Origin of the sequence: Allomuricauda sp. F6463D (assembly GCF_023015965.1) — a bacterium.
GTDB lineage: Bacteria > Bacteroidota > Bacteroidia > Flavobacteriales > Flavobacteriaceae > Flagellimonas.
In genome coordinates, this window is record NZ_JALKAN010000001.1 from 530,916 (window position 1) to 551,660 (window position 20,745).

Genomic DNA, 20,745 nt, shown 5'->3' on the forward strand with positions numbered 1-20,745 from the left:
TTAAAACTCACTTATTTTCGATGTAGCACTTGGCCAGATTTACAATTTTCACTGTTATTTTTCTTATAATCGCCAAATTGTAAATTTGGAGCACTTTATTAATATGCGCCAACTTTAGGTTTAGTACTTAACCCTTATTATTTTATACTTTGTAGTACTTTCGTTATTTGTCATATGAAATCCAATTCATTTTTAATAATCCCTCTTTGTTATAAAAAGTAAAATTCGTCTTAACCTGGTATTCATTATACATATCTTCACTAACTCTCAATTTTATCGGTTTGTTTTCATTCATTTTATCTATAACAATACTATAATAATCATATTTCCCACCTGAGACGTATTTATTAACAATAATACTTGTCTCTTTTTCTGGAGTAGAGAAATCTAAAGCACAATTTAATGCTATAGCACCAAAAAAAGTATATCCATAAATAAAAATATATATCATGGATAAACTCACATAGCTCATCAATTTGTTAGATTTAAATTCTTTGGTTCTTATTAAGCATAATGCAAAAATTATTGTCGAAATGATTAATGAGACTTTCCATAAGCCATTGAAATTGATAACATTGAAATCTATAAAATATATGCCAAGCAATATAAGTGTGGGTAGTGCTATTGCTCCAAAAATATAAGTATAAACGGTAGAATTATGTGTTGTAGGGTCCGATTGTTTTTCAATTCTGCGTACCAAAGATTTTCCTGAAAAATCATCTAATTTAATAATGCCTTTAAAATAGAAAATTGCAATAAATGTCAACAAAGGGATAATGATAGCCGGAATTATTATAAATGGCCGTGTTGGTGAGAAAAAATAGAATGGAAATATTATAATTGATGTGCAATTGAGCAAAATAGCTATATTTTTTGCTTTTTTCACTTTCTGCAGGCGTTCAAACCTGTCCATTCCAATATCCTCATCGTTTAATACTTGTTCCCATTCGTTGTGAGCTTTTACAGCATTTAAATTCGTGAAATTAGTTTCTATCCATTTTATTAATTCATTAGAATCATTATAGTAAGGGTATATTTTAATAGTTTTTCTTTTAGTTTTAATTAGAATATACTTTAATGCTTTAGAGTAAGTGAAAGTCCAATATTCTTTTTCAAAACCTATAATTTCATTAAGACTGATCTTTTCTTTTTTTAAGATATTTTGAATAGTTAAATCATTTTTGTTGATAGTTAAATATGAGACATATCTATTCCAGTAATAAATTATTATAATGCAAACTATAAGTCCTATTGTTAGATAAAATCCAGTATTTAATTGAAAATAATTAGATGGTAAAAATATCTTCACTGAACTTATTATTAAAACTAAGACTATAATAAAAACGAGTGGAATGTAAGAGGATTTTTTTTTATAAGTTGTCATTTAATTTTTTATCTCAATCTTAATTTTAATGAAGCACAACGACCTCGGCTTGTATGCGTAGTTGCGTGGTTTAGCACGTAACTTTGCAAGTACACACCAAACTGAAAATCCGCAAGGATTTTCAGAAGTAGGCGAGAACAAGCAATTACTTATAGTCATTGTTGGCACTAGTTATTTTTATCCGATTCAATTCTTTCTTTATTCTCGCATCCACATTGCGGGCCAATTATATTCTCTTGAAATGGCTCTTGTTATTTCGTGAATCAAAGGAAAACCATTATCCGAGTTTGTCATAATGACCGCTCCACGTCCCGTGTCGGCAAAAGAAACTGCATAACAAACAAATCCTGCGTTTCCACCCGTGTGTCTAAAACGAAAGGCTTTTCCTTCTCCGTCTATACCTATTCCAATTCCACCTGCATTTGGTACTCTGGTCATCATTGTCTTCGCCGATTCTTGACTTAATAAGCTATTATCTTCTCCTCGATATGATTTTCCCAAAGCTATCATAAAAAGGGCTAAATCCGTTGGGTTAGTCCAAAGTCCTGCTGCTGCTTTTTCGGGATAGATATGATAGCCTCCATTTATAACGTTCCCATTTTCATCATAACCATTAGCTGTTAAACTGTCCAACTTTTCAGGAAGAGGGTAAGCAAAGGAACTGCTATTCATTTCAGTTGGTTTAAGAACTAAAATGTTTAGTAGTTGAGCAAATTCTTCTCCAGTTACATCCTCCATTAACATTTGCAACACTTCCATTCCACCACCTGAATATAGTTCAGATTCTCCTGGTTTTTGAACAACACGTACAGGCTCTGAATTTGTTATTTCACTTCCTTGTAATATTTCTGTTAATGTTGGGATTGAATCATTTTTATTGTAGCCTTGAAAACCAGCTGTGCCTAAACCAGAAGTATGACCCATTATTCTACTTGGTGTCACTTTTTCTATTTTGGTAAATTCATTATTTGGAACTTGCCACCTTTTTAATTTTGAGTTAACATCTTCATTAAGAGAAAATTTGTTTTCTTCTATCAATTTAAATGCGGCAACACTTGCGATTGGTTTAGAAATTGATGCAGCTTGGAAGAGCGTGTTCTCATTTACATCTTCTCCTGTTTCTTTATTTTTTTTACCATAGCCTTTTGACCAAAGGATTTTATTGTTGTCGAAAACAGTTATACTAACTCCGGAAACATTTAGAGCTTCCATTCTTGATTCAATGCTCGTGGCTATAGAATCATTTTTGCCATTTTCGTCTATTTTGTAAATGTTACTTTCGACCTTTTGCTGAATAGAGGTTTCTTTATCTCTTAAGTCGTCCGTAATTTCTTTTTTCTTATTTGATTGGCAAGATGATAATGAAACTATTGTAATTGCAATTAAACTAAATTTAATTTTATTCATAATGTGACTGTTCTTTAGTTTTAGAAAGACGACATTTTTTTTTGAGTGTTGCAATTTCAGAATTAATGCCAACGGTCTAGTATAACCGTCAGTTACGGGTTAGTATGCGTTAATTTTCGGTTTAGCACTGACCTTAGCAATTCCGAGTGGATTCGGACGTAGTCGAATCCGCCGTAATTGCGGTTATACATTGTTGGTAACCGTTTTTATTTTTCATTTATCATCAATTTCAATGTGAAATTCATTTGTGTGTCCACATTGTTTAAAAAGTCCTCAAAAGTTTGTTGTACATTATAGTCTGGAATAATTCCTCTATTATAAAATTGATTGGATTTTTTAGGAACATCTTGCTCAATATTATCTATTGAAAATTCGGTCAATATTTTTGATTTTGGCAAAACATACCCAAAATCTGTATGTCCATTATGTCCATAATATCCGCCCATAGCTTCTTCGCCAATCGTAATTGTGTTTTCATTTCCTGCAACCATAGCTGCGAATAAACTGCCTGCGGAAGCAACTCTTGGACTTATTAAAAGATAAATGTTTCCTGTAAAAGCATTTTTATTAGGCTCTCTAGCTTTCATTTCATTTGTTTCCTTACTTATGAAATACTTTCCGTCTTTTTCTGTTGGAAACCTTTTTTGAAAATAACGGTTAAATTTTCCAACTCCTAAAGGTCTTAAAAAGGCAGGAATTGGTGAATCGTAATATTTTAATAGTGGAATTTTATTAAAGCTAATCCAAACCTGTTTACTTTCTTGGAATTTTCTTGAAGCTAAATATGAATATGTTATCACGTCATTTGGGTCTGTTCCTCCGCCGTTATTTCGTACATCGACTATTAGATTTTTTAAGCCGTTATTTTTGATGTTTACAAAAATGCTGTCTAACCACTTTTTGTATATTTTATGCTCTGTTGCCTCTTCGTTTCCTCCAATACCAAAAGAGTTTACTGTTAAAAGTCCAGTGTTTTTGTTTATTTGCTTATAGCTGTAAATTTCATCTTCGTTTAGGTTTTCGTATTGTAATCGGTCAAAAGATTTGGAATGTCTGTTTTTAAAGTTTTTTCGATAGTCTGAATATCCTACGCTTTTTACAACTACAGATTTTTGTGTATCTGAATTTTCAGTTTTAAATATGATTTTAAATTCGTTTTCAAGACCAAACAAGTATCTATAATATTTGCTAAATGAACCGTTAATTCCAATTTGTTTTCCCGTTTTGTTGGTTCCGTCTGTTGTATAGAATTTATAAGTTTTCAGAATAATATTGCTAATTTCTCTGTTGTTAATCGATACTATTTCTGCACCTAAAGGTATTTTGTCCGTTTGGAAATTAAGAAGGACTTTGTTCTCTACAATTTTTACTGGAAATGGGAAATATCCTGATTTTTCTTTTTTTACTTCTTCATATCTCTTTTTTGGAAACAGGGTGTTATTGTGTAAACTTCCTTCATAGTCGGTTAGCGTGCAAATCAGATTATAAAAATCTCTGTAAGTCGATAAATTATTAATTTCCTTTTCAGCCCAATTGTAAATACTGTCTATTTGCTGTTTTGTTCGGTATTTGTAAAGTCCGGAATTTGCTTTTAATCTAATTTCTTTAAACACTTCCAAGTCTTTTTTCATTTTCCTTGTTGAAAATGGCTCATCTATTGATTGGGCGAAAATTCCAATTGATGAGATTAGGAAAAGAAAAGTGATTATTGTTTTTGTCATTCAGTTTGTTTTTGTTCAAATGGTTGCCAACGTTGATGTATATGAGCTGTGGCGTGTTTTAGTGCGAACCTCTCCAAATAAAAACTGGCTTTGGAAAATCCGCAGGATTTTCCAAGTAAGCACTGACCAAGCCATAGCTTATATATGGTGTTGGGCACAGTATTTACTTTAGATTATACCTTTCTTTAAATTTCTGTTCATAAGTATTTTTGTCATCAATACTATCTTTATAACCCAAATCCATTTCTTCAATTAATTCGTTTTGGATTTCTTGTGTAAAATCCGAAAACTCCCATCGTTTTGGAAATTCGGTAAAAGGAAGTTTAATTTTTTGAAATGGTTCAGATATTGTATTTCTGGAAATTGAAGTATAAATAGTAATAAAAACCCCAATTTTTTCCTTTAATTCTTTTTTCGGTAAGTAAGAATTATTTAAAACATATAATCGTGTCAGTTTACTTTGCAGGTCAATATTTTCTGATATTTTAATTAATTCCTTTATTTGTTTGATGTATTTATCTTTTTCAACGTCATTATTTTTATTGTCCGAGAGCAGTTCGTTTTTAAAGAAATTTGTATCGTCAAAATATTCATAGTTTTCTTTAAGAGTATGAGTTATTTCCAACATTTCTTCTAATTTCTCGATTCTTAATTGTCTTTTTTCAATTCTTGAATTTTGTAGATAAGCAATTATAGATATCACGATTGCGACTATGGAAATTACACCAGTTATATAATCACTTATTGTCATTCTATTTTATTGTTTTAATGCGTTTTCTCATATTGGGCACAACGCTCTGGCTATGAACAGTACGGGAGCAAACTAGCGTTTGCTTTCCCCCACACATAGCGAAATCTTTTGGTTTATTTTTTTCTGTCAAAGCGAAATCCCAAAGATTTCGCGACCCTATAAAAATACACAAACCATTCGGTAAAGCCCGAAGCCCGTATTGTTTATAGGTTTTGTTGTCATTAGTTTTTAATTTTAACATTTTAAATGTAAGCTTGTTTCGTTTATTTCGTTTATTATTGTAAAGAAGAAAATTAATAAACCAAATGGAAACTTACAATAACGTTAATAAAGCCTCAAAAGAGGAGCAAAAGGTTGCTATTCAATCTTATGATGCTCTTTCTTCTGTGATTAAGGAATTAAAGTCTAATAATCCTGAAATAGAGATAGATGAGACTCAGGAAAGGATAAAAATTCCATTAAGCGCATTGAAACTTTTAGGAGAGATTTTAGAAGCAATGAGCAAAGGTAAACCATTTTCTTTGGTGCCAATTGCCACAGAAGTTACAACGCAAAAGGCAGCTGAAATTTTAGGTTGTTCTAGACCACATTTTGTTAAACTTTTGGAAGAAGGAAAAATTGATTTCACTAAAGTTGGAAAACATCGTAGAGTTAAGTTTGAAGATGTAATGAAGCATAAGAGAAAAATGAAAGAAGTTCAGAAAAAGCATATTATTGAAATTATGCAATCTGACGAGGAAATCGGACTGTATGATACATAGTGTTCGCTTCATTTGTGTCTTAGATACAAATGTTATCTATCCGATTGAGATTAGAGATTTACTTTTTTGGTTTGCTCACTATGATTTATATACTCCTAAATGGAGTGAACATATTTTTGATGAATGGGCGGATGTTATGAAAAGAAAAGGAGTTTCAGAAGAAGAAATTTCCAAACGTATGACAAGAGCAAATTTAGCATTTCCTGATGCTTTTGTACCTAACTATTCGGGGTTGATTTCTGGATTGGAATTACCTGACCCAAATGATTGTCATGTACTAGCCGCAGCGATTAAGACCAATGCTAATGTAATTGTTACAAATAATATTAAAGATTTTCCGAAAGAGTATTTATCGTCGTTTGGCCTTTCCGCCAAGACCGCAGATGACTTCTTAACTGACATTATTGACTTAAATCCTGAAGAAGCTGTAAAAGCGTTTAAAGAAATGGTGTTGTATCGCCGGAATCCTGATTTAGATGAGTTTGATGTCTTAGATATACTCAGAAATAGAGGATTAAAAGATACTGCTGACTTCTTGCATTCGCAACTTTGAGAAATTAATGACAACGGTTAGTATATGGCTTGTTGCGTGTAGATAAGCACTTGCCTTTCCGTTTAAGCACGTAGCCGAATTTTTTAATTTTTTTTACCTTATATTCTCAAAAAGCCAAATTAAAAAATTTGGCGGACTTCGTAAACAAGCCTAAAACTTCGGTTAGTACCTGATTAGCAATGAGCTATATACATTGTTAGCAACTGGCTTTTCCGCTCTGTCTTTCTATTCTGATTATTCTTTTAAATTCCTAACGTAATTAATTCCTTTACGTTGTGATAGGTCAAAGATGCTTTGATGCACGCTTTTAATTCCATTTCTGGAACTTTTTGGTTTAATTTAAAAACAATTGCTCGTTTTCCCTCGTATTCAAATTTGTGGTCGAAAACCAATCTAAACGTATTTACCAATCTACTTGTGCATTGAAAATACATAGCGTATTGGTCTGGCGATTTTTCTTTCCAATCCATTCGCAATGTACTACCGTTTTTAGTTACAAAACTCGGTTCTCCCCATTTTAGAGTTTCTTCCAATTTGTTAACTCCTTCTGTTTCTTCCGCTGTTTCAATGACCAATTCACGAAGAAATTGCATTTTATCCCGAACAAAGTCGGGATAATTTGCAAAAACTTCATTTACTCTTGGGTCTGTTTTTATTTCAAACTTTTTTATTCGCATATTTTTGTTAGCCTTTAATGCCTACATAAAACTCGACTTCCGCATCTGCTTGATTTTGAGCCTTTTCTCCAAAAATTTCAAAGTCGGCATCATAGGTTCTGTCAAGTTCCATTTCAAATATTTTCGACCATTGGTTGACTACCAATCCTTGCATTAAATCTCCTTTTGCCGTGGTTTTGGAATATGTTCCTCCGTCAAATGATTTTCCGACCATTCCGTTTGGTACATTATCTAAATTTTCAACTTTACAGCCAAGAATTGCCGTGTAAGGTTTTGTGTGGTCGCTTTCGTACTCCGTGTATAATGAATAAACGGCATTGTCTATTTTGTTCGGAATTTTAGAAAGTATGTTTTCGGACATAAATCGTTGCCATAATTCGGCAATTTCTTGAGAAGCCTGTCCGTTTTCATTTGTTGTTCTTATCGAAATTCCGATAATTTTAAAAGGTTCAATTTTTACTGTTTGCATATTCTTATATTTTTTGATTTAATGCAAAGTTAGATTGACCTTGTGACAAAGGTGTGTCAAGGGTGTTTTTATATTTTGAACTACAATTTTCAAGATATTCCTGCAACGTCATTTTATGAGGTTCAAAATGTTTCTCCAAGATTTGTAATTTTTGGATGCAGTCAAGTCTAAAGGCTCTGAAGTCCTTTTTTTGTCTGCAAAATGCGATAAGTACCCAATTTTCTTGTGTCGTGTAAAGTGCAAATGGCTCTATTTCCCTTTGACTTTCTTTATTTGCCAATGATAAATAATCCATTTTTACCACTTGATAATTTGAAATGGTGGATTGAAGTTTTATAAGATAGTTACTGGTTTTTTCGTTTTCACGATTGTTGCGAACTTGAATTCTGTTTGTCAACAATTCGGTTTTTTCTTTTTGGTTATATTTTAAAACAGATTTGATTTTGTTAACTGCACTTTCGTATTGTTCGGTCAAAGATTGGTCTTTGTTTTTGCTAATCAATTGTTCAGCCGTTATAAGTGCGTTCGCCTCGTCTTGGGTAAACATTACAGGTGGAATTTTATAGCCTTCCATTACCGAATAGCCTTTTCCTTCTTCCGTTACTATTGGAATTCCCGATTTTTCAAGTGTTCGGATGTCTCGATAAACCGTTCTGACACTTACATTATGTTTTTCGGCAATATCTTTTGCAGTTACAATTCGTTTCGATTGTAATTGGGTTAGGATTGCTGTCAATCTTGCAAGTCTCGGTTTTTCTTTGTCCATTGGTTTTTTTCAGCTTGTTGCCAACGGTTTTGTGTAAGATTAGTTGCGTGTTTTAAGAACTAAAGTTAGTAAATAAATCACAGATAGAAAGTCCGCGAGGACTTTCGTAAATTGGCTAAAAACCAGCAATTAATTTTACACGGTGTTAGGCGCTGTGTTTTTTATTTATAATTTTTCTTTAATTGCTTTTCTCCAAAAGTAAATTCCAAAAACACAAGTCACAATTGCAAACATAATTCCGTTTTCGCCAAGCCAATGTTCTGTTCCTTCATTTTTAATTGTTAATTCAGGTAATATTTTTTGAATATATACATTGCTTACAGCGTGAAAAATTACTGCTGGCCATAGGCTTTTAGATTTAAAAGTATAATAAGTCATAATAAATGACATTGAAACAATAACAACATAAAATGTCGTCAATTCCAAGATTACATTTTCTCCATAATATACAATTAATGGCCAATGCCAAGAAGCCCAAATTATTCCACTAAAGACAGAAACACCAGTAAAAGAAAGTACCTTTTTTAATTCAAAAATAAAGAAACCTCTCCACCCAATTTCTTCTCCTAAAGTTGTTGCTACTGCTCTTATTACTTCAATAGTTCCTAATAAAATAATAGCTATGATTCCAATCGAAGTTGGATTTAAAGTTCCTATTCCAATCAAACCAAGTTCTTTTCCCCATTCAGTAATTTCTTCTCCATTTGTCAAACTTCCAAAGCCAAAAACCCAAATTAGTATATAAGTGATTAAGCCATATAAAGCAGGAATAAAATAAGAAAGTCGAATATATTTCCAATTTCCCCAATTCCAATTTAGTGAAGAAATAGGACGTTTTATCAGTTTTAAAGTGATTATGGTAGCTATTGCAGGACACCACATTAGTCCTCCAATGTATATTCGTGATGGATATAAATTAACTATTGCATAATGAAATAAAGAGCTTAAAATCGTAACAATAGCGAGGAAAATAAAGATTATATTCCAAGTTTTTTTTCGTTCCATTAAATTTTCTTGCATTTTAACTTCTGATTGGTTTATTAAAGGAAGACGAAGAGCTCGTAGTTTTGTTACATTGCGCCTAACTAGGGTATAGACGCAATACCCTAATATTCTACTAAAAATAGCATAAAACCAACAAGCACAGGACAAAAGCCAGATATAATTGCTTGTAACCGTTTCCAACTAGGCACAAACGGGTATAACCGTTTGTATACGAGAAAAGTAAAAACGAAAAAGGGTAGGGGCTACAGGTCTTTTACATAGGTGCGTCTACGCTTAATCACCTTGGGGTCAAAGTGCTTCCACATTTGCTGTATCGCAATATTGTCTTCCAGCTCTGGTGTACGAATGCAGTTTACAACGCCTCGCTTGTTAAACGTATGATGAAATTCATTAAAAATAATGGAGGTAACCCCTTTGTTTTGGTATTTTGGATGAATACCGATCAGGTAAAAAATGGCATCCTTACTATTTTTGCGAGCATTGAGCAAATGGAAAATCCCAAATGGAAACAACTTGCCGTTCGCTTTTTGCAAGGCCTCCGAGAAGGAGGGCATTACAATGGCAAAAGCCACTATATTATCTTCCGAATCCACCACAAACTTTATGTATTCTGGGTTGATAAAGCTGATGTACTTTTTCTTAAAGTATTCTTTTTGGATATCGGTGATCTTTACAAAGGACGATAGCTTGGCGTAGGATTCGTTGAAGAGGTCGAACATTTTGTCCACCCATGGCATAATATCGGCACTTTTTTCAAAGTTCATCTCACGTAGGCCATAGCGTTTTTTAATCAATACATTGGCCTTGGCGAACAATTTTGGGTCTGCATTAGCTGCCGGAAATTTACTTTCCCTATATTCCTTTTCCTTGGTAAAGCCGTGCTTTTCGTAATGCGATTGGTAGTACGGATGGTTGTACCAGGTTACCATGGTCCCAATATGGTCAAAACCTTCGGTAAGGACACCAACTTTGTCCAAATTGGAAAACCCTACCGGCCCTTCCATATACTCAAGGTCGTTTGCATTGCCAATCTCACGAACCTTGTCCAACAAAGCTTTGGATACTTCAAGGTCATCCACAAAATCGAACCAGCCAAAGCGCATTTTTTTAAGTCCTTGATCCTTTACCTCTAGCCAATTGATAATGGCAGCTACACGACCAACAACTTTATTGTCCTTATATGCCAAAAAGAATTTGGCCTCTGCGGTTTTAAAAACAGGATTTATATCGTTATCAAAGGATTCCATTTCGTCCTTGATGATAGGAGGTACCCAATAAGGTGAATCTTTGTAGAGTGAAAAGGGAAACTTTACAAAATGTTTTAGGTCTGATTTGGACCGAACCTGCTTAACAGTGATCATAGCTGCAAATTAATTCATCAATATTATGAATATTACTTGCAGTAGAAAAATGAAGTTGGCATAAAACGTAAAATTCTATAGGTCCGTTTTATTTTTTATCAGGCTTTTTGGACTTACGCTTGTTGGCGTTTTTTTTGATTTTACCGGTCATACCGGACTGCTGCTCGTTGATGGGGATAAGTTTGTCTTTATGGAAATCCAAACGATAGGAAAATCCGAGAACTACGAACACCCGCGATGGGTCGTTTTTAAATCCGGAACCTAAATGAAAATCGGCTTGAAAATTTGGACTGATCAAACGGGCCACACCGGTTCGTAAAATAATGTCCGAATAACGATCTCCGGAAATCCCCTGTCCCTCAAAAAACACACTCCATCGTGGATCACGAAACGCATGCGATAAAGATAGGGCGTAGCGCCATTCGGGAAAATCGGTGGTGATACGATCGTAGGCAATATTGGAAATCAATACAAATCGAGGGGAAAGCCTACTTTGGGTTTGAATGCCCCCACGGTAGGAAACAGTGGGTTCTCCAGGATAGAACGGATTGTCCCCAATTACAAAATTTGCTCCTCCATATACCGATATGGCAGGAATCAGATTTTTCCATTGAAAAAGATTGTTCGCTCTCCAACTATATAAGTTGGGCTTGCTACGTTCTGGATTTTTGTAAGGATCATACACAAGGTATTTTAATCCCACTCGGTTGCGCGAAAAATTGGTCAATGTTCCTTCAATCCCCAAATCGGGATACAAAATATTTTGTGTAATGAAAGATCCTTCTGCAATAACTTCCAACTCTTCAAAAAACAACCCATACCTTAAGGCATAATCTGCCCCAAAAATGTTGGAATCCGAATTTAGATCGGCATTGTCCTGTTGTTCGTACATCAATCCGATTTCTGCCTGTACCACATTTTTACCTACTGCATAAGCACTGGCAGCACGTCCCGGTCGGTTGGAATTGATGACATCGGTATATTGGGCACAAAGAATTGTTGGGAACAGAACGAAAAGAAAAAATGACTTTTTGATCATGGAAATTTCCATATAACAGGGTTTTTAATACTATTTTAAGATACGTTTGATGGCTATAAGAGACTAACGATGTAACTTTGATTCAATAACTAAGGTTATATGGTTTTATTACAAACGATTTTAATTGTCATATTAGTATACTACGGTCTCAAATTCCTTTTGAAATGGTTGGCACCGAAGATTTTAAATTATGCAGTTAAAAAAACAAGTGAACGTTTTGGGCAACAATTCGGGGGGAATCCACAGGATTACGACAATGAACCAACTAGGGAAGGGGAAACCTTTGTTTCCAAAAAACCGTTTCCAAAATCAAATCCCTCAAAAAAAGTTGGAGAATACATAGATTTTGAGGAAATTGATTAATATTTGCCTTATCAAAACCTATTCATGAATCTTTCTCCAAAAGCCATAATCACCCATATTTGTGTAATTGGTTTATTTGTCCTGGCCTCACTGGTCTATTTTTATCCGGTATTGCAGGGAAAAGCCATTTTTCAGTCCGATATAGCCCAATATAAGGGCATGGCTCAAGAACGCGATGCGTATAAAGATGTTACGGGCGAGGAATCGTATTGGACCAATAGTGCGTTCGGTGGGATGCCCACGTACCAGCTGGGAGCCAATTATCCACATAATTACGTTAAGGAATTGGACCGATTGATTCGGTTTTTACCGCGACCGGCAGATTATCTTTTTCTATACCTGATCGGGTTTTATATCCTTCTTTTATGTTTAAAGGTTGATTTTAGACTTGCTGCTCTAGGGGCATTGGCCTTTGGTTTTTCCACATACCTTATTATTATTTTAGGGGTGGGACACAATGCCAAGGCGCATGCATTAGGGTATATTCCCATGGTTTTGGGTGGAATAGTGCTAGTTTTTCGGAAAAAATATATTTTAGGATTTGTGCTAACGGCATTGGCCATGGCATTGGAAATTAGTGCCAATCACTACCAAATGACGTATTATTTTATGCTTTTGGTATTGGTGATGGGCTTGGTGTACCTTATTTATGCCATAAAAGAAAAAGAACTAAAACACTTTTTTGCCTCTGTGGGTATTTTGGTTTTGGCCGTAGTATTGTCCGTGGCCACAAATGCCACCGGTCTTATGGCAACCAAACAATATGCCGACTGGAGTACGCGGGGAAAATCGGAATTGACCATAAATGCCGATGGAAGTACTAAAGAAATCGGTGATGGCTTGGACTACGACTATATTACCCAATACAGTTACGGAATCTCGGAATCCTTGAACCTGTTTGTACCAAGGATCTTCGGAGGTTCGGGAAATGAAGATTTAGGCACAGACTCCAAAGCTTACGAGTATTTGACCAACCAGGGTTTGACACCATCCAAGGCCTTGGAATTTTCCGGAAGTATGCCCTTATATTGGGGTGATCAGCCCATTGTTGCTGCCCCAGCTTACGTGGGCGCCATTGTTTTCTTTTTGTTTTTACTTGGAGTTTTCTTGGTTGATGGAAAAAAGAAGTGGTGGCTACTTGCCGGAGCAATATTATCCTTGTTGCTGTCTTGGGGGAAGAATTTTCCGCTGCTCACCAATTTTATGATCGATTACTTCCCCATGTACAATAAGTTCAGGGCGGTTTCTTCCATTCAAGTGGTGCTGGAACTATGCCTTCCGGTACTCGGTATATTAGGGTTGGCGCAACTTTTTAAATCATCCGTAGATCAAAAGGAAAAACTCAAAGCATTAAAGCTGAGTTTCTTTATTTCTATTGGTCTTGGTGTTGTAATATTTCTGCTGAAAGGGTTCTTTGATTTTGAAGGACTACGGGACGAAATGTACCGTGGTTATTTTGGTGATGAGCTAATGACCATGATCCAGCGAGATCGTGAAGCTGTTTATATCAGCGATACCATCCGATCCTTGATTTATGTTGCTTTGGCCGCAGCGGTTTTATGGTTTTTTATCAAAGAAAAAATCAATAAAAATATATTGGTATTTGCTTTGGCCGCACTTATACTATTTGATTTGGTAGGAGTGGATCTCCGCTATGTGAACGAAGGTGATTTTGTTCGCCAGCGTCAGGTAAACGAACCATTTCAAGCCAGTCAGTTAGACCAATTGATTAAGCAGGATGATTCAATTTATAGGGTTTTTGATCCTCAAGAGGGAATAAATGGGGCACGGACCTCTTATTTCCATAAATCCATAGGGGGTTACCATGCGGCAAAACCACGGGCACTCCAAAATCTGTTTGAATTCCATTTATACCAGAACAATCTTCAGGTTTTAAATATGTTGAATGTGAAATATATCATTCAACAAGATGATGAAGGGAACAGTTATCCTGCCGTAAATCCCGATGCCAATGGTAATGCATGGTTTGTGGACCAGTTGATACCGGTTTCATCTGCCAATGAGGAAATTCAAAAGTTGGGTGATTTTAACTCCAGTACGCAAGCGATTGTTAATACACGTGAGTACCCCGATCTAACCAAATTACGCTATTCGGTAGATTCTTTGGCAAGGATTGATTTGGTGGATTACCGTCCAGATCATATAACATACAGGGCCAATAATCCGAATGATGGTTTTGCAGTATTTTCGGAAATGCATTACCCATCCGGTTGGAATGCGTTTATTGATGGACAACCACAAGAACATTATAAAGTGGATTATGCACTTCGTGGTATGAAGATACCTGCTGGGCAACATGATATTGAGTTTACATTTGAACCCGAAGTGGTGGAAACTGGAAGCCAGATATCCTTGGCCGCAAATGTACTTTTGGGGTTGATCATAGTTGGTGGACTGGGCTTTACCTTGTTCCGAAGAAAAAAGGAAGATTCCTAATGCGAAAAATTTTGGTCATAGCATACTATTGGCCTCCTGCTGGGGGACCAGGGGTACAGCGTTGGCTCAAGTTTGTAAAATACCTTCCCGATTTTGGTATTGAACCTATTGTGTATGTACCGGAAAATCCAAGTTACCCCCTTGTGGATAAAAAACTGGTTTCAGAAGTTCCCGATTCCATCAAAATAGTAAAATACCCCATAAAAGAACCTTATGGCTGGGCCTCGATGTTGTCCAAAAAGAAGACCAAAACGATTAGTTCCGGCATCATAAAGGAGAAGGATCCTTCATTTGTGGAAAAGGTATTGTTATGGATTCGTGGCAACTTGTTTATTCCCGATGCCAGAAAATTATGGGTGAAACCCTCCATTTCCTATTTGGCCAAAGTGATTGCGGATGAGGGGATACAAACCATTATTACCACAGGGCCACCGCACAGTTTACATTTGATTGGATTGGGGCTCAAAAAAAAATACAATGTGCAATGGATTGCCGATTTTAGGGACCCTTGGACATCCATCGGCTATCATAAAAAGTTACGTTTAACGTCCTCTTCGCAACAAAAGCATAAAGCCTTGGAGAAAAGTGTGCTCTTAAAGGCTGATAAAATTGTGGTAACCAGTATCACTACCAAGTCAGAATTTGAAGCCATTACCCCTAAACCTATCAAGGTGATCACCAATGGTTTTGATGATGAGCGACAGTCTGTTGTACTGGATTCAAAATTTAGCATCTCACATATTGGTTCATTGTTGACCGGAAGAAACCCTTTAGGGTTTTGGCAAGCTTTACAAGAGATGATTACCGAAAATGAAGATTTTAAGAATGCTGTAAAGGTACAATTGGCCGGTGTAGTGGGGGAAGAGGTGCTGCAATCCATACATAATTTTGGGCTTGATGAAGTTGTAGAACAATTAGGTTATCTTTCCCATGATGAAGTATTGAAGTTGCAACAAAAATCGCAACTACTGTTGTTGTTGGAAATTGATTCGGAAGAGACCAAAGGCATCATTCCAGGAAAATTGTTTGAATACTTAAACGCCAAGCGTCCTATTTTGGCAATTGGCCCTGAAGGATGGGAGGCAGGTGCTATGGTGGAGCAGCACAAAGCTGGGCATACCTGCCCGCATGATAATGTCGCAACTTTAAAAATGGTACTTTTGGAGGCATTCAACCAGTATCAAAAGGGAACATTGACTTGTAATTCCAAAGGGGTTGAACGCTATCACCGAAAGGCATTAACGGAATCTTTGGCTAAATTTATCTAATGGGCGTTGTTCTAAAACAATCCATACAAAATATGGTGGTAACGTATATGGGCTTCATTTTTGGGGCAATCAATACGTTGTTTCTTTATATCAAAATCCTTCCGGATGAATACTATGGCCTGGTTACGTTTATATTGGCTTCGGGTGCCATTCTTATGCCTTTAATGGCGTTTGGTGTGCACAATACCATGGTGAAATTTTATAGCAATCACGAAGAAGGGGAAAAAGATGGCTTTTTTACCCTGATGCTTTTAATTCCTTTACTTGGGATATTGCCCATAGCTTTAATTGGTCTGATTTGGTACGAACCCATTGGAGATTGGGTGTCCAAAGTAAACCCCATGGTCAAGGATTATCTGTGGTATGTGTTTTTTGTAGGATTGGCCATGGCCTATTTTGAAGTGTTTTATTCCTGGGCCAAAGTGCATTTAAAATCAGTTTTCGGGAATTTTATGAAAGAGGTTTTTGCTAGGGTGGGGGTTTCCATATTGCTACTTCTTTTTTATTTTGATGTGATTTCGTTGGACGTTTTTTTTAAATGCTTGGTGGGCTTGTACCTTTTGAGGACGTTGATTATTAAAATTTATGCCTTTAGGTTGCGCTTTCCTAGGTTGGACTTTAAATTTCCTGCATACACCAAAGAGATTCTGTCCTATTCTTTTTTGATTATTTTGGGTGGTTCTGCGGCCTTGATCTTGTTGGAAATTGATAAGGTAATGCTGAATCAATTTATCAGCATTGAAAATGTAGCGTACTATGGGGTCTCTGTGTACATAGCCACGGTAATAATTGTACCATCTCGTGCCATGCACCAGATTACCTATCCCTTAACGGCTGAGTTATTGAACAAGAACGATAATGAGGGGCTCAATACATTGTATAAAAAAACTTCGTTGACACTATTTATTGCTTCGGGTTTATTGTTCGTTTTGATTATTCTCAATTTAAACGAATTGTATCTAATGTTGCCCGAAAATTATAGAAATGGTTTTACGATTGTGTTCTTGATTGGCTTGGCCAAGGTGATGGACTCGCTCTTGGGAAATATTAATTCCATATTGTACAATTCAAAATACTACAAAACAGTTTTGGTATTTGGGGTTTGTTTGGCCGCTTTGACCATTGCTCTCAATTATTTTTTGATTCCGAAATTAGGGATGGAAGGTGCGGCTTTGGCCAGTTTCGTCTCCATATTTATCTTCAATTTGGTGAAGTTGATTTTTGTAAAGTTGAAATTTGGAATTTTACCTTTTACTTCGGCAACTTTTAAAGTGTTTGCTACACTGGTCTTAGTTGCCGTTTTGTTTGATGTATTACAGTTTCAGTTTCATCCTATCTTTAATATTGGACTAAAGTCGATGCTTATAGTGGTGATGTATGTTGGGATTTTGTATCGTTTCAATATTTCCGAAGATGTTTCAGGTTTCTTGTCCAAATGGCTTAAAAAAAATACCCCGTAGTGAATAAATTCTACTACGGGGTAAACAACTAACCAACCTAAATCTTATTAATTATTTCTACCAGAAGCACTTCTTGAGCGTGATGTTCTAGCACTGCTTTTTCTGCTCACCGTGGTTTTCTTTACACTTGGCCTTGAACTTGTGGTTCTACTTACAGTACTTTTTCTAGCACTGGGACTGGTAGTTCTGGAAGCCACTGTTCTTGAGGTAGTGGTTCTTTTGGTCACCGTAGACCTACTCGATGTTCCGGTTCTTGTCCGTGGTTTGCTATACGTGCTTCGGGTGGTACGTTTAACCGTTGTACTTTTAGCAATAGGAGCTGCTTTTCTAGAATTTATACTTCGTTGGTTTGAAGTACGGGTTGCTTTAACTGTACTTCCAGCCCTTGATACATTGGAAGGCTTTCTATAAGCAGTACTTCCCGATGTTCTTGAAGCAACTGTATGTCTTTTTACAGTATTGCTGGAACGGTTTGTAACACCACTTCCTCTTCTAGAAGAATTTTTGGTAACCGTTGCATTACTTCTACCATAATTCGCTCTTCTGATCGTATTATTACGTACAGCAACTCGCTTATCATTTCTATAAATATTGGCTCTACGGTACTTATTATTTTTTTTATAAACCTTGCCCACCTTCGCATAAGCACGTCTTGTATTGTACCTATAGGGCTTGTAAAATGTATATCTTACAGGGCTGTAATATCTTCTATAAGGTCTTGCATACACTACACGAAATCCAGCTGCAGGTCTTGCAAAATACCTATGGAAAGGTCTGTACACATAACGTCTATTATAAATATTGATAAATCCTGTGTAGTGACTGAAAACACCACCGTTATAGTAAACGTGCAATCCGCCAATTCTACGAACCCTACCATTGTTGTACGAGAGGTCTACATTTCCAATTTGTGAAACACGTCCATAATAATCATAGTAAATAGGAGTGTTTTCTACTTGGATAATAGCTCCATAATCGTCATACTGCACATATGGATTATAATTGTAACCAGAATTGAATGTGATTCCCACATTACCGATACTTGCTCCAACACCTACGTTTACCCTGTTGTCCATGTAAAAATCGAACTCACCATCTGGATATACAGAAAAGGTTACACCACCTTCTGTAAATATGAAAGAATTTCCATATCTATAATTAGTTGTGGTAACTGGTGAATTGGTTGTTTCTGCTTCTAAGCTTGGTATTCCAAAAACAACCGCTGCTATAATGAGTATAAAATTTTTCATAACACAAGGTTTTACGTTTTAGATGCAACTATTTACATCCATCCCTGTAAATGCAATCAGCGTGCCAAAAAATATAACACGCTGATTTACAGTCATAAAAATTAATCTAACAAACTATTTTTGAATAATGAACATGGATCTTCTATTTAATTGATGTGCCTCTTCTGAACAGTTTACATCATTAGAACAGTTGTTTATGAGCTGTGATTCTCCATACCCTTTTGAAGATAAACGGTTACGGTCAATACCATGATCAACCAGCCATTCGAGCGTGGATTTAGCTCTTCTTTCAGAAAGTTGCATATTGTAATCATCATTTCCTCTAGAGTCGGTATGTGATTCAATGTGGATGTCCAATTGTGGGTATTGTTTCATGGCCTGCTGAATTTTGGCCAGTTCCACTTCAGCATCAGGTCTTATATTGTGTTTGTCAAAATCAAAATAGATGGGTTGTAAGTCCAATCGGCATCCCAAATCGTTGACTGCGCAATCTGGAGGGGTAAGTGCCAGGTCCACCTGCAAGATTTTGGAGCCTTCCGGTGTCATCACTACTTGTTCTTTCGGGAGGTATTCTTTTTCGTCATTGGATGCTCTTACGACATATTGGTTCTCACAGTCGATATTTTCTTTAAACTCATAATTGCCATTTACTTCCGTAATCTGCTGGGAAACCACTTTGTTATTATTGTCTATTAGGTATACGATAGAACCATCCAATGGTTCTCCAGTTTTAGCATCTGTAATAGCGCCATAAATTGTTGGAGCACAGTTTTCGGTAATCAAATAAATATCATCTGAGCTACTTCCAGCTATACCGTCTCTATTAGAAGATACGTACCCTATTTTCCCGTCTTCCTTTACAATGAAGCTAAAATCATCTTGATTTGAATTAATTGGCTGTTCAAGATTTGTAATTGCATAGAATCCTTGTGCATCGTCGTACGAAGCCCTGAAAACATCTAGACCTCCGAGACCTACGTGGCCGTTACTTGAAAAGAACAGCCTATTCTTTTCACTTATAAAAGGAAAGGTTTCGCGTTCTTCCGTATTAATTTCAGGTCCAAGGTTTACCGGTTTTCCATAGTTTCCATTTTCAAGAAGATCTACGTACCAGATATCCGATTCTCCCAAAGTGCCATCCATGTTGGAAGAAAAATATAAACGAGTTTCGGCTGGATTTAATGCAGGATGTGCAACGGAATAGGAGTCATCATTGAAAGGGAGTTCTTGTACATTGCCCCAGGTTCCATCATTATTTTTTGTTGCTTTATATATTTTTAAACTGACCAATCGTTTTTTGCCCCTTTTCTTTTTACCATTTATATAGTTGTTGCGTGTAAAGTAAACGGATTTTCCGTCTTTGGTAAACACTGCTGAAGATTCGTGATATGGGGAATTAATGTCGCCCTGCAAGGGTTTTATATTGGTCAACATTCCGTCTTCGCCAATCTCAGCTTCAAAAAGATCTAGATAGGGGAGACCGTTCCAATCGTGAATTTTACTTCCTTCGGTATTGATTGATGAAGATGCAAACACAATTTTATTTCCATAAAATGATGGACCGAAATCGGACCCGGACATTTCAGCCGTAATATTGGCTACTTTATATTTTTTACTCTCTGACTGGATAAGATTTTCAAACGATTCCCAGTTGTTCATTTGGTTTTGTGCCAAACCGGAACCTTGGGATGAAGCAGTAAACTTTTCCATCATAATTTTGGCCTCCTCATACTTCCCAACACTTTTGAGGGTTTGTGCCGCCCGGAAAAAATATTCGGGTTTTACTAGATCAATGTAGTTGTCAATGAGTTTTCCATACCATTTGTTTGCTTCGGCATATTCGCTGTTGAAATAGTAGGTATCTCCCAATTTTTCAAATACTTGTGCAGATTCATAACCATCCTCGACAACGCTTAAATATATTTTTCGCGCATCTATATAATCGTAACTTTCGAATTCATCGTTAGCTTTCTTGATTTTATTTTCTTGTGCATTTATATTTCCAATCATTAAAAAGATGGAAAACACATTTATAATTATTCTTCTCTTCATG

Annotated in this window: 18 protein-coding genes; 6 read left to right on the forward strand and 12 right to left on the reverse strand. The window is 35.9% G+C overall.

The genetic code is table 11. From position 1 onward, the window contains the following. Window positions 1-163: 163 nt before the first annotated feature. The 4 genes from MWU56_RS02215 to MWU56_RS02230 all read right to left on the reverse strand — a co-directional run bounded on the left by MWU56_RS02215 (window position 164) and on the right by MWU56_RS02230 (window position 5,263). A complete protein-coding gene (locus tag MWU56_RS02215) occupies window positions 164-1,309 on the reverse strand; it encodes a hypothetical protein (RefSeq protein WP_247041771.1) in 1,146 nt (381 codons plus the stop codon). 273 nt (window positions 1,310-1,582) lie between these two features. Further along, window positions 1,583-2,791 (reverse strand): serine hydrolase domain-containing protein, encoded by a 1,209-nt coding sequence (locus MWU56_RS02220; RefSeq protein ID WP_247041772.1) that lies wholly within the window; start codon window positions 2,789-2,791, stop codon window positions 1,583-1,585. Window positions 2,792-2,997: 206 nt separating this feature from the next. Then, the gene (locus tag MWU56_RS02225) at window positions 2,998-4,512 is read right to left on the reverse strand and encodes a S41 family peptidase (protein WP_247041773.1); all 1,515 of its coding nucleotides are present in this window, start codon (window positions 4,510-4,512) and stop codon (window positions 2,998-3,000) included. A 163-nt stretch (window positions 4,513-4,675) separates the two neighbouring features. Next, the gene (locus MWU56_RS02230; protein WP_247041774.1) at window positions 4,676-5,263 is read right to left on the reverse strand and encodes a hypothetical protein; all 588 of its coding nucleotides are present in this window, start codon (window positions 5,261-5,263) and stop codon (window positions 4,676-4,678) included. A gap of 305 nt (window positions 5,264-5,568) precedes the next feature. Between MWU56_RS02230 and MWU56_RS02235 the strand changes: the two genes are divergently transcribed. Both MWU56_RS02235 and MWU56_RS02240 read left to right on the forward strand, forming a co-directional pair. Next, window positions 5,569-6,024: a helix-turn-helix domain-containing protein gene (locus MWU56_RS02235; protein ID WP_247041775.1), complete on the forward strand. Its 456-nt coding sequence runs from the start codon at window positions 5,569-5,571 to the stop codon at window positions 6,022-6,024. Further along, window positions 6,014-6,577, forward strand: a complete 564-nt coding sequence (locus MWU56_RS02240; protein WP_247041777.1) for a PIN domain-containing protein — start codon at window positions 6,014-6,016, stop codon at window positions 6,575-6,577. Before MWU56_RS02235 ends, MWU56_RS02240 begins: the two co-directional genes overlap by 11 nt. 242 nt (window positions 6,578-6,819) lie before the next feature. Here the strand turns inward: MWU56_RS02240 and MWU56_RS02245 are convergent, their stop codons facing one another. From MWU56_RS02245 to MWU56_RS02270, 6 genes are all read right to left on the reverse strand, one after another. Continuing rightward, window positions 6,820-7,254 carry a DUF1801 domain-containing protein gene (locus MWU56_RS02245; RefSeq protein WP_247041779.1) on the reverse strand — a complete coding sequence of 145 codons (435 nt, stop codon included), beginning with the start codon at window positions 7,252-7,254 and terminating at the stop codon, window positions 6,820-6,822. Window positions 7,255-7,261: 7 nt separating this feature from the next. Continuing rightward, window positions 7,262-7,723, reverse strand: coding sequence for a GyrI-like domain-containing protein (locus MWU56_RS02250; protein ID WP_247041781.1), 462 nt, complete (start codon window positions 7,721-7,723; stop codon window positions 7,262-7,264). A 4-nt stretch (window positions 7,724-7,727) separates the two neighbouring features. Further along, entirely contained in the window at window positions 7,728-8,489 is a 762-nt protein-coding gene (locus MWU56_RS02255) for a helix-turn-helix transcriptional regulator (RefSeq protein WP_247041783.1), read from the reverse strand. Between the two features lie 165 nt (window positions 8,490-8,654). Further along, entirely contained in the window at window positions 8,655-9,509 is an 855-nt protein-coding gene (locus tag MWU56_RS02260) for a CPBP family intramembrane glutamic endopeptidase (protein ID WP_247041784.1), read from the reverse strand. 227 nt (window positions 9,510-9,736) lie between these two features. After that, entirely contained in the window at window positions 9,737-10,855 is a 1,119-nt protein-coding gene (locus MWU56_RS02265) for a GTP cyclohydrolase (RefSeq protein ID WP_247041787.1), read from the reverse strand. Window positions 10,856-10,943: 88 nt separating this feature from the next. Further along, a complete protein-coding gene (locus MWU56_RS02270; RefSeq protein WP_247041789.1) occupies window positions 10,944-11,906 on the reverse strand; it encodes a transporter in 963 nt (320 codons plus the stop codon). 87 nt (window positions 11,907-11,993) lie between these two features. On the opposite strand from MWU56_RS02270, the gene MWU56_RS02275 reads away from it, so the two are divergent. From MWU56_RS02275 to MWU56_RS02290, 4 genes are read left to right on the forward strand one after another with little or no spacing between them, the layout of a single operon-like run. Beyond that, window positions 11,994-12,257, forward strand: a complete 264-nt coding sequence (locus MWU56_RS02275) for a DUF4834 family protein (protein WP_262917766.1) — start codon at window positions 11,994-11,996, stop codon at window positions 12,255-12,257. Between the two features lie 24 nt (window positions 12,258-12,281). After that, window positions 12,282-14,714 (forward strand): YfhO family protein, encoded by a 2,433-nt coding sequence (locus MWU56_RS02280; protein ID WP_247041792.1) that lies wholly within the window; start codon window positions 12,282-12,284, stop codon window positions 14,712-14,714. Continuing rightward, window positions 14,714-15,982: a glycosyltransferase gene (locus tag MWU56_RS02285; RefSeq protein WP_247041793.1), complete on the forward strand. Its 1,269-nt coding sequence runs from the start codon at window positions 14,714-14,716 to the stop codon at window positions 15,980-15,982. Before MWU56_RS02280 ends, MWU56_RS02285 begins: the two co-directional genes overlap by 1 nt. Next, a complete protein-coding gene (locus MWU56_RS02290) occupies window positions 15,982-17,442 on the forward strand; it encodes a lipopolysaccharide biosynthesis protein (protein ID WP_247041794.1) in 1,461 nt (486 codons plus the stop codon). The genes MWU56_RS02285 and MWU56_RS02290 overlap by 1 nt, the downstream gene beginning before the upstream one ends. A gap of 47 nt (window positions 17,443-17,489) precedes the next feature. Here the strand turns inward: MWU56_RS02290 and MWU56_RS02295 are convergent, their stop codons facing one another. Next, entirely contained in the window at window positions 17,490-18,692 is a 1,203-nt protein-coding gene (locus MWU56_RS02295) for a hypothetical protein (protein ID WP_247041795.1), read from the reverse strand. Between the two features lie 114 nt (window positions 18,693-18,806). Then, the gene (locus MWU56_RS02300) at window positions 18,807-20,744 is read right to left on the reverse strand and encodes an OmpA family protein (RefSeq protein WP_247041796.1); all 1,938 of its coding nucleotides are present in this window, start codon (window positions 20,742-20,744) and stop codon (window positions 18,807-18,809) included. Between the last annotated feature and the right edge of the window lies 1 nt (window position 20,745).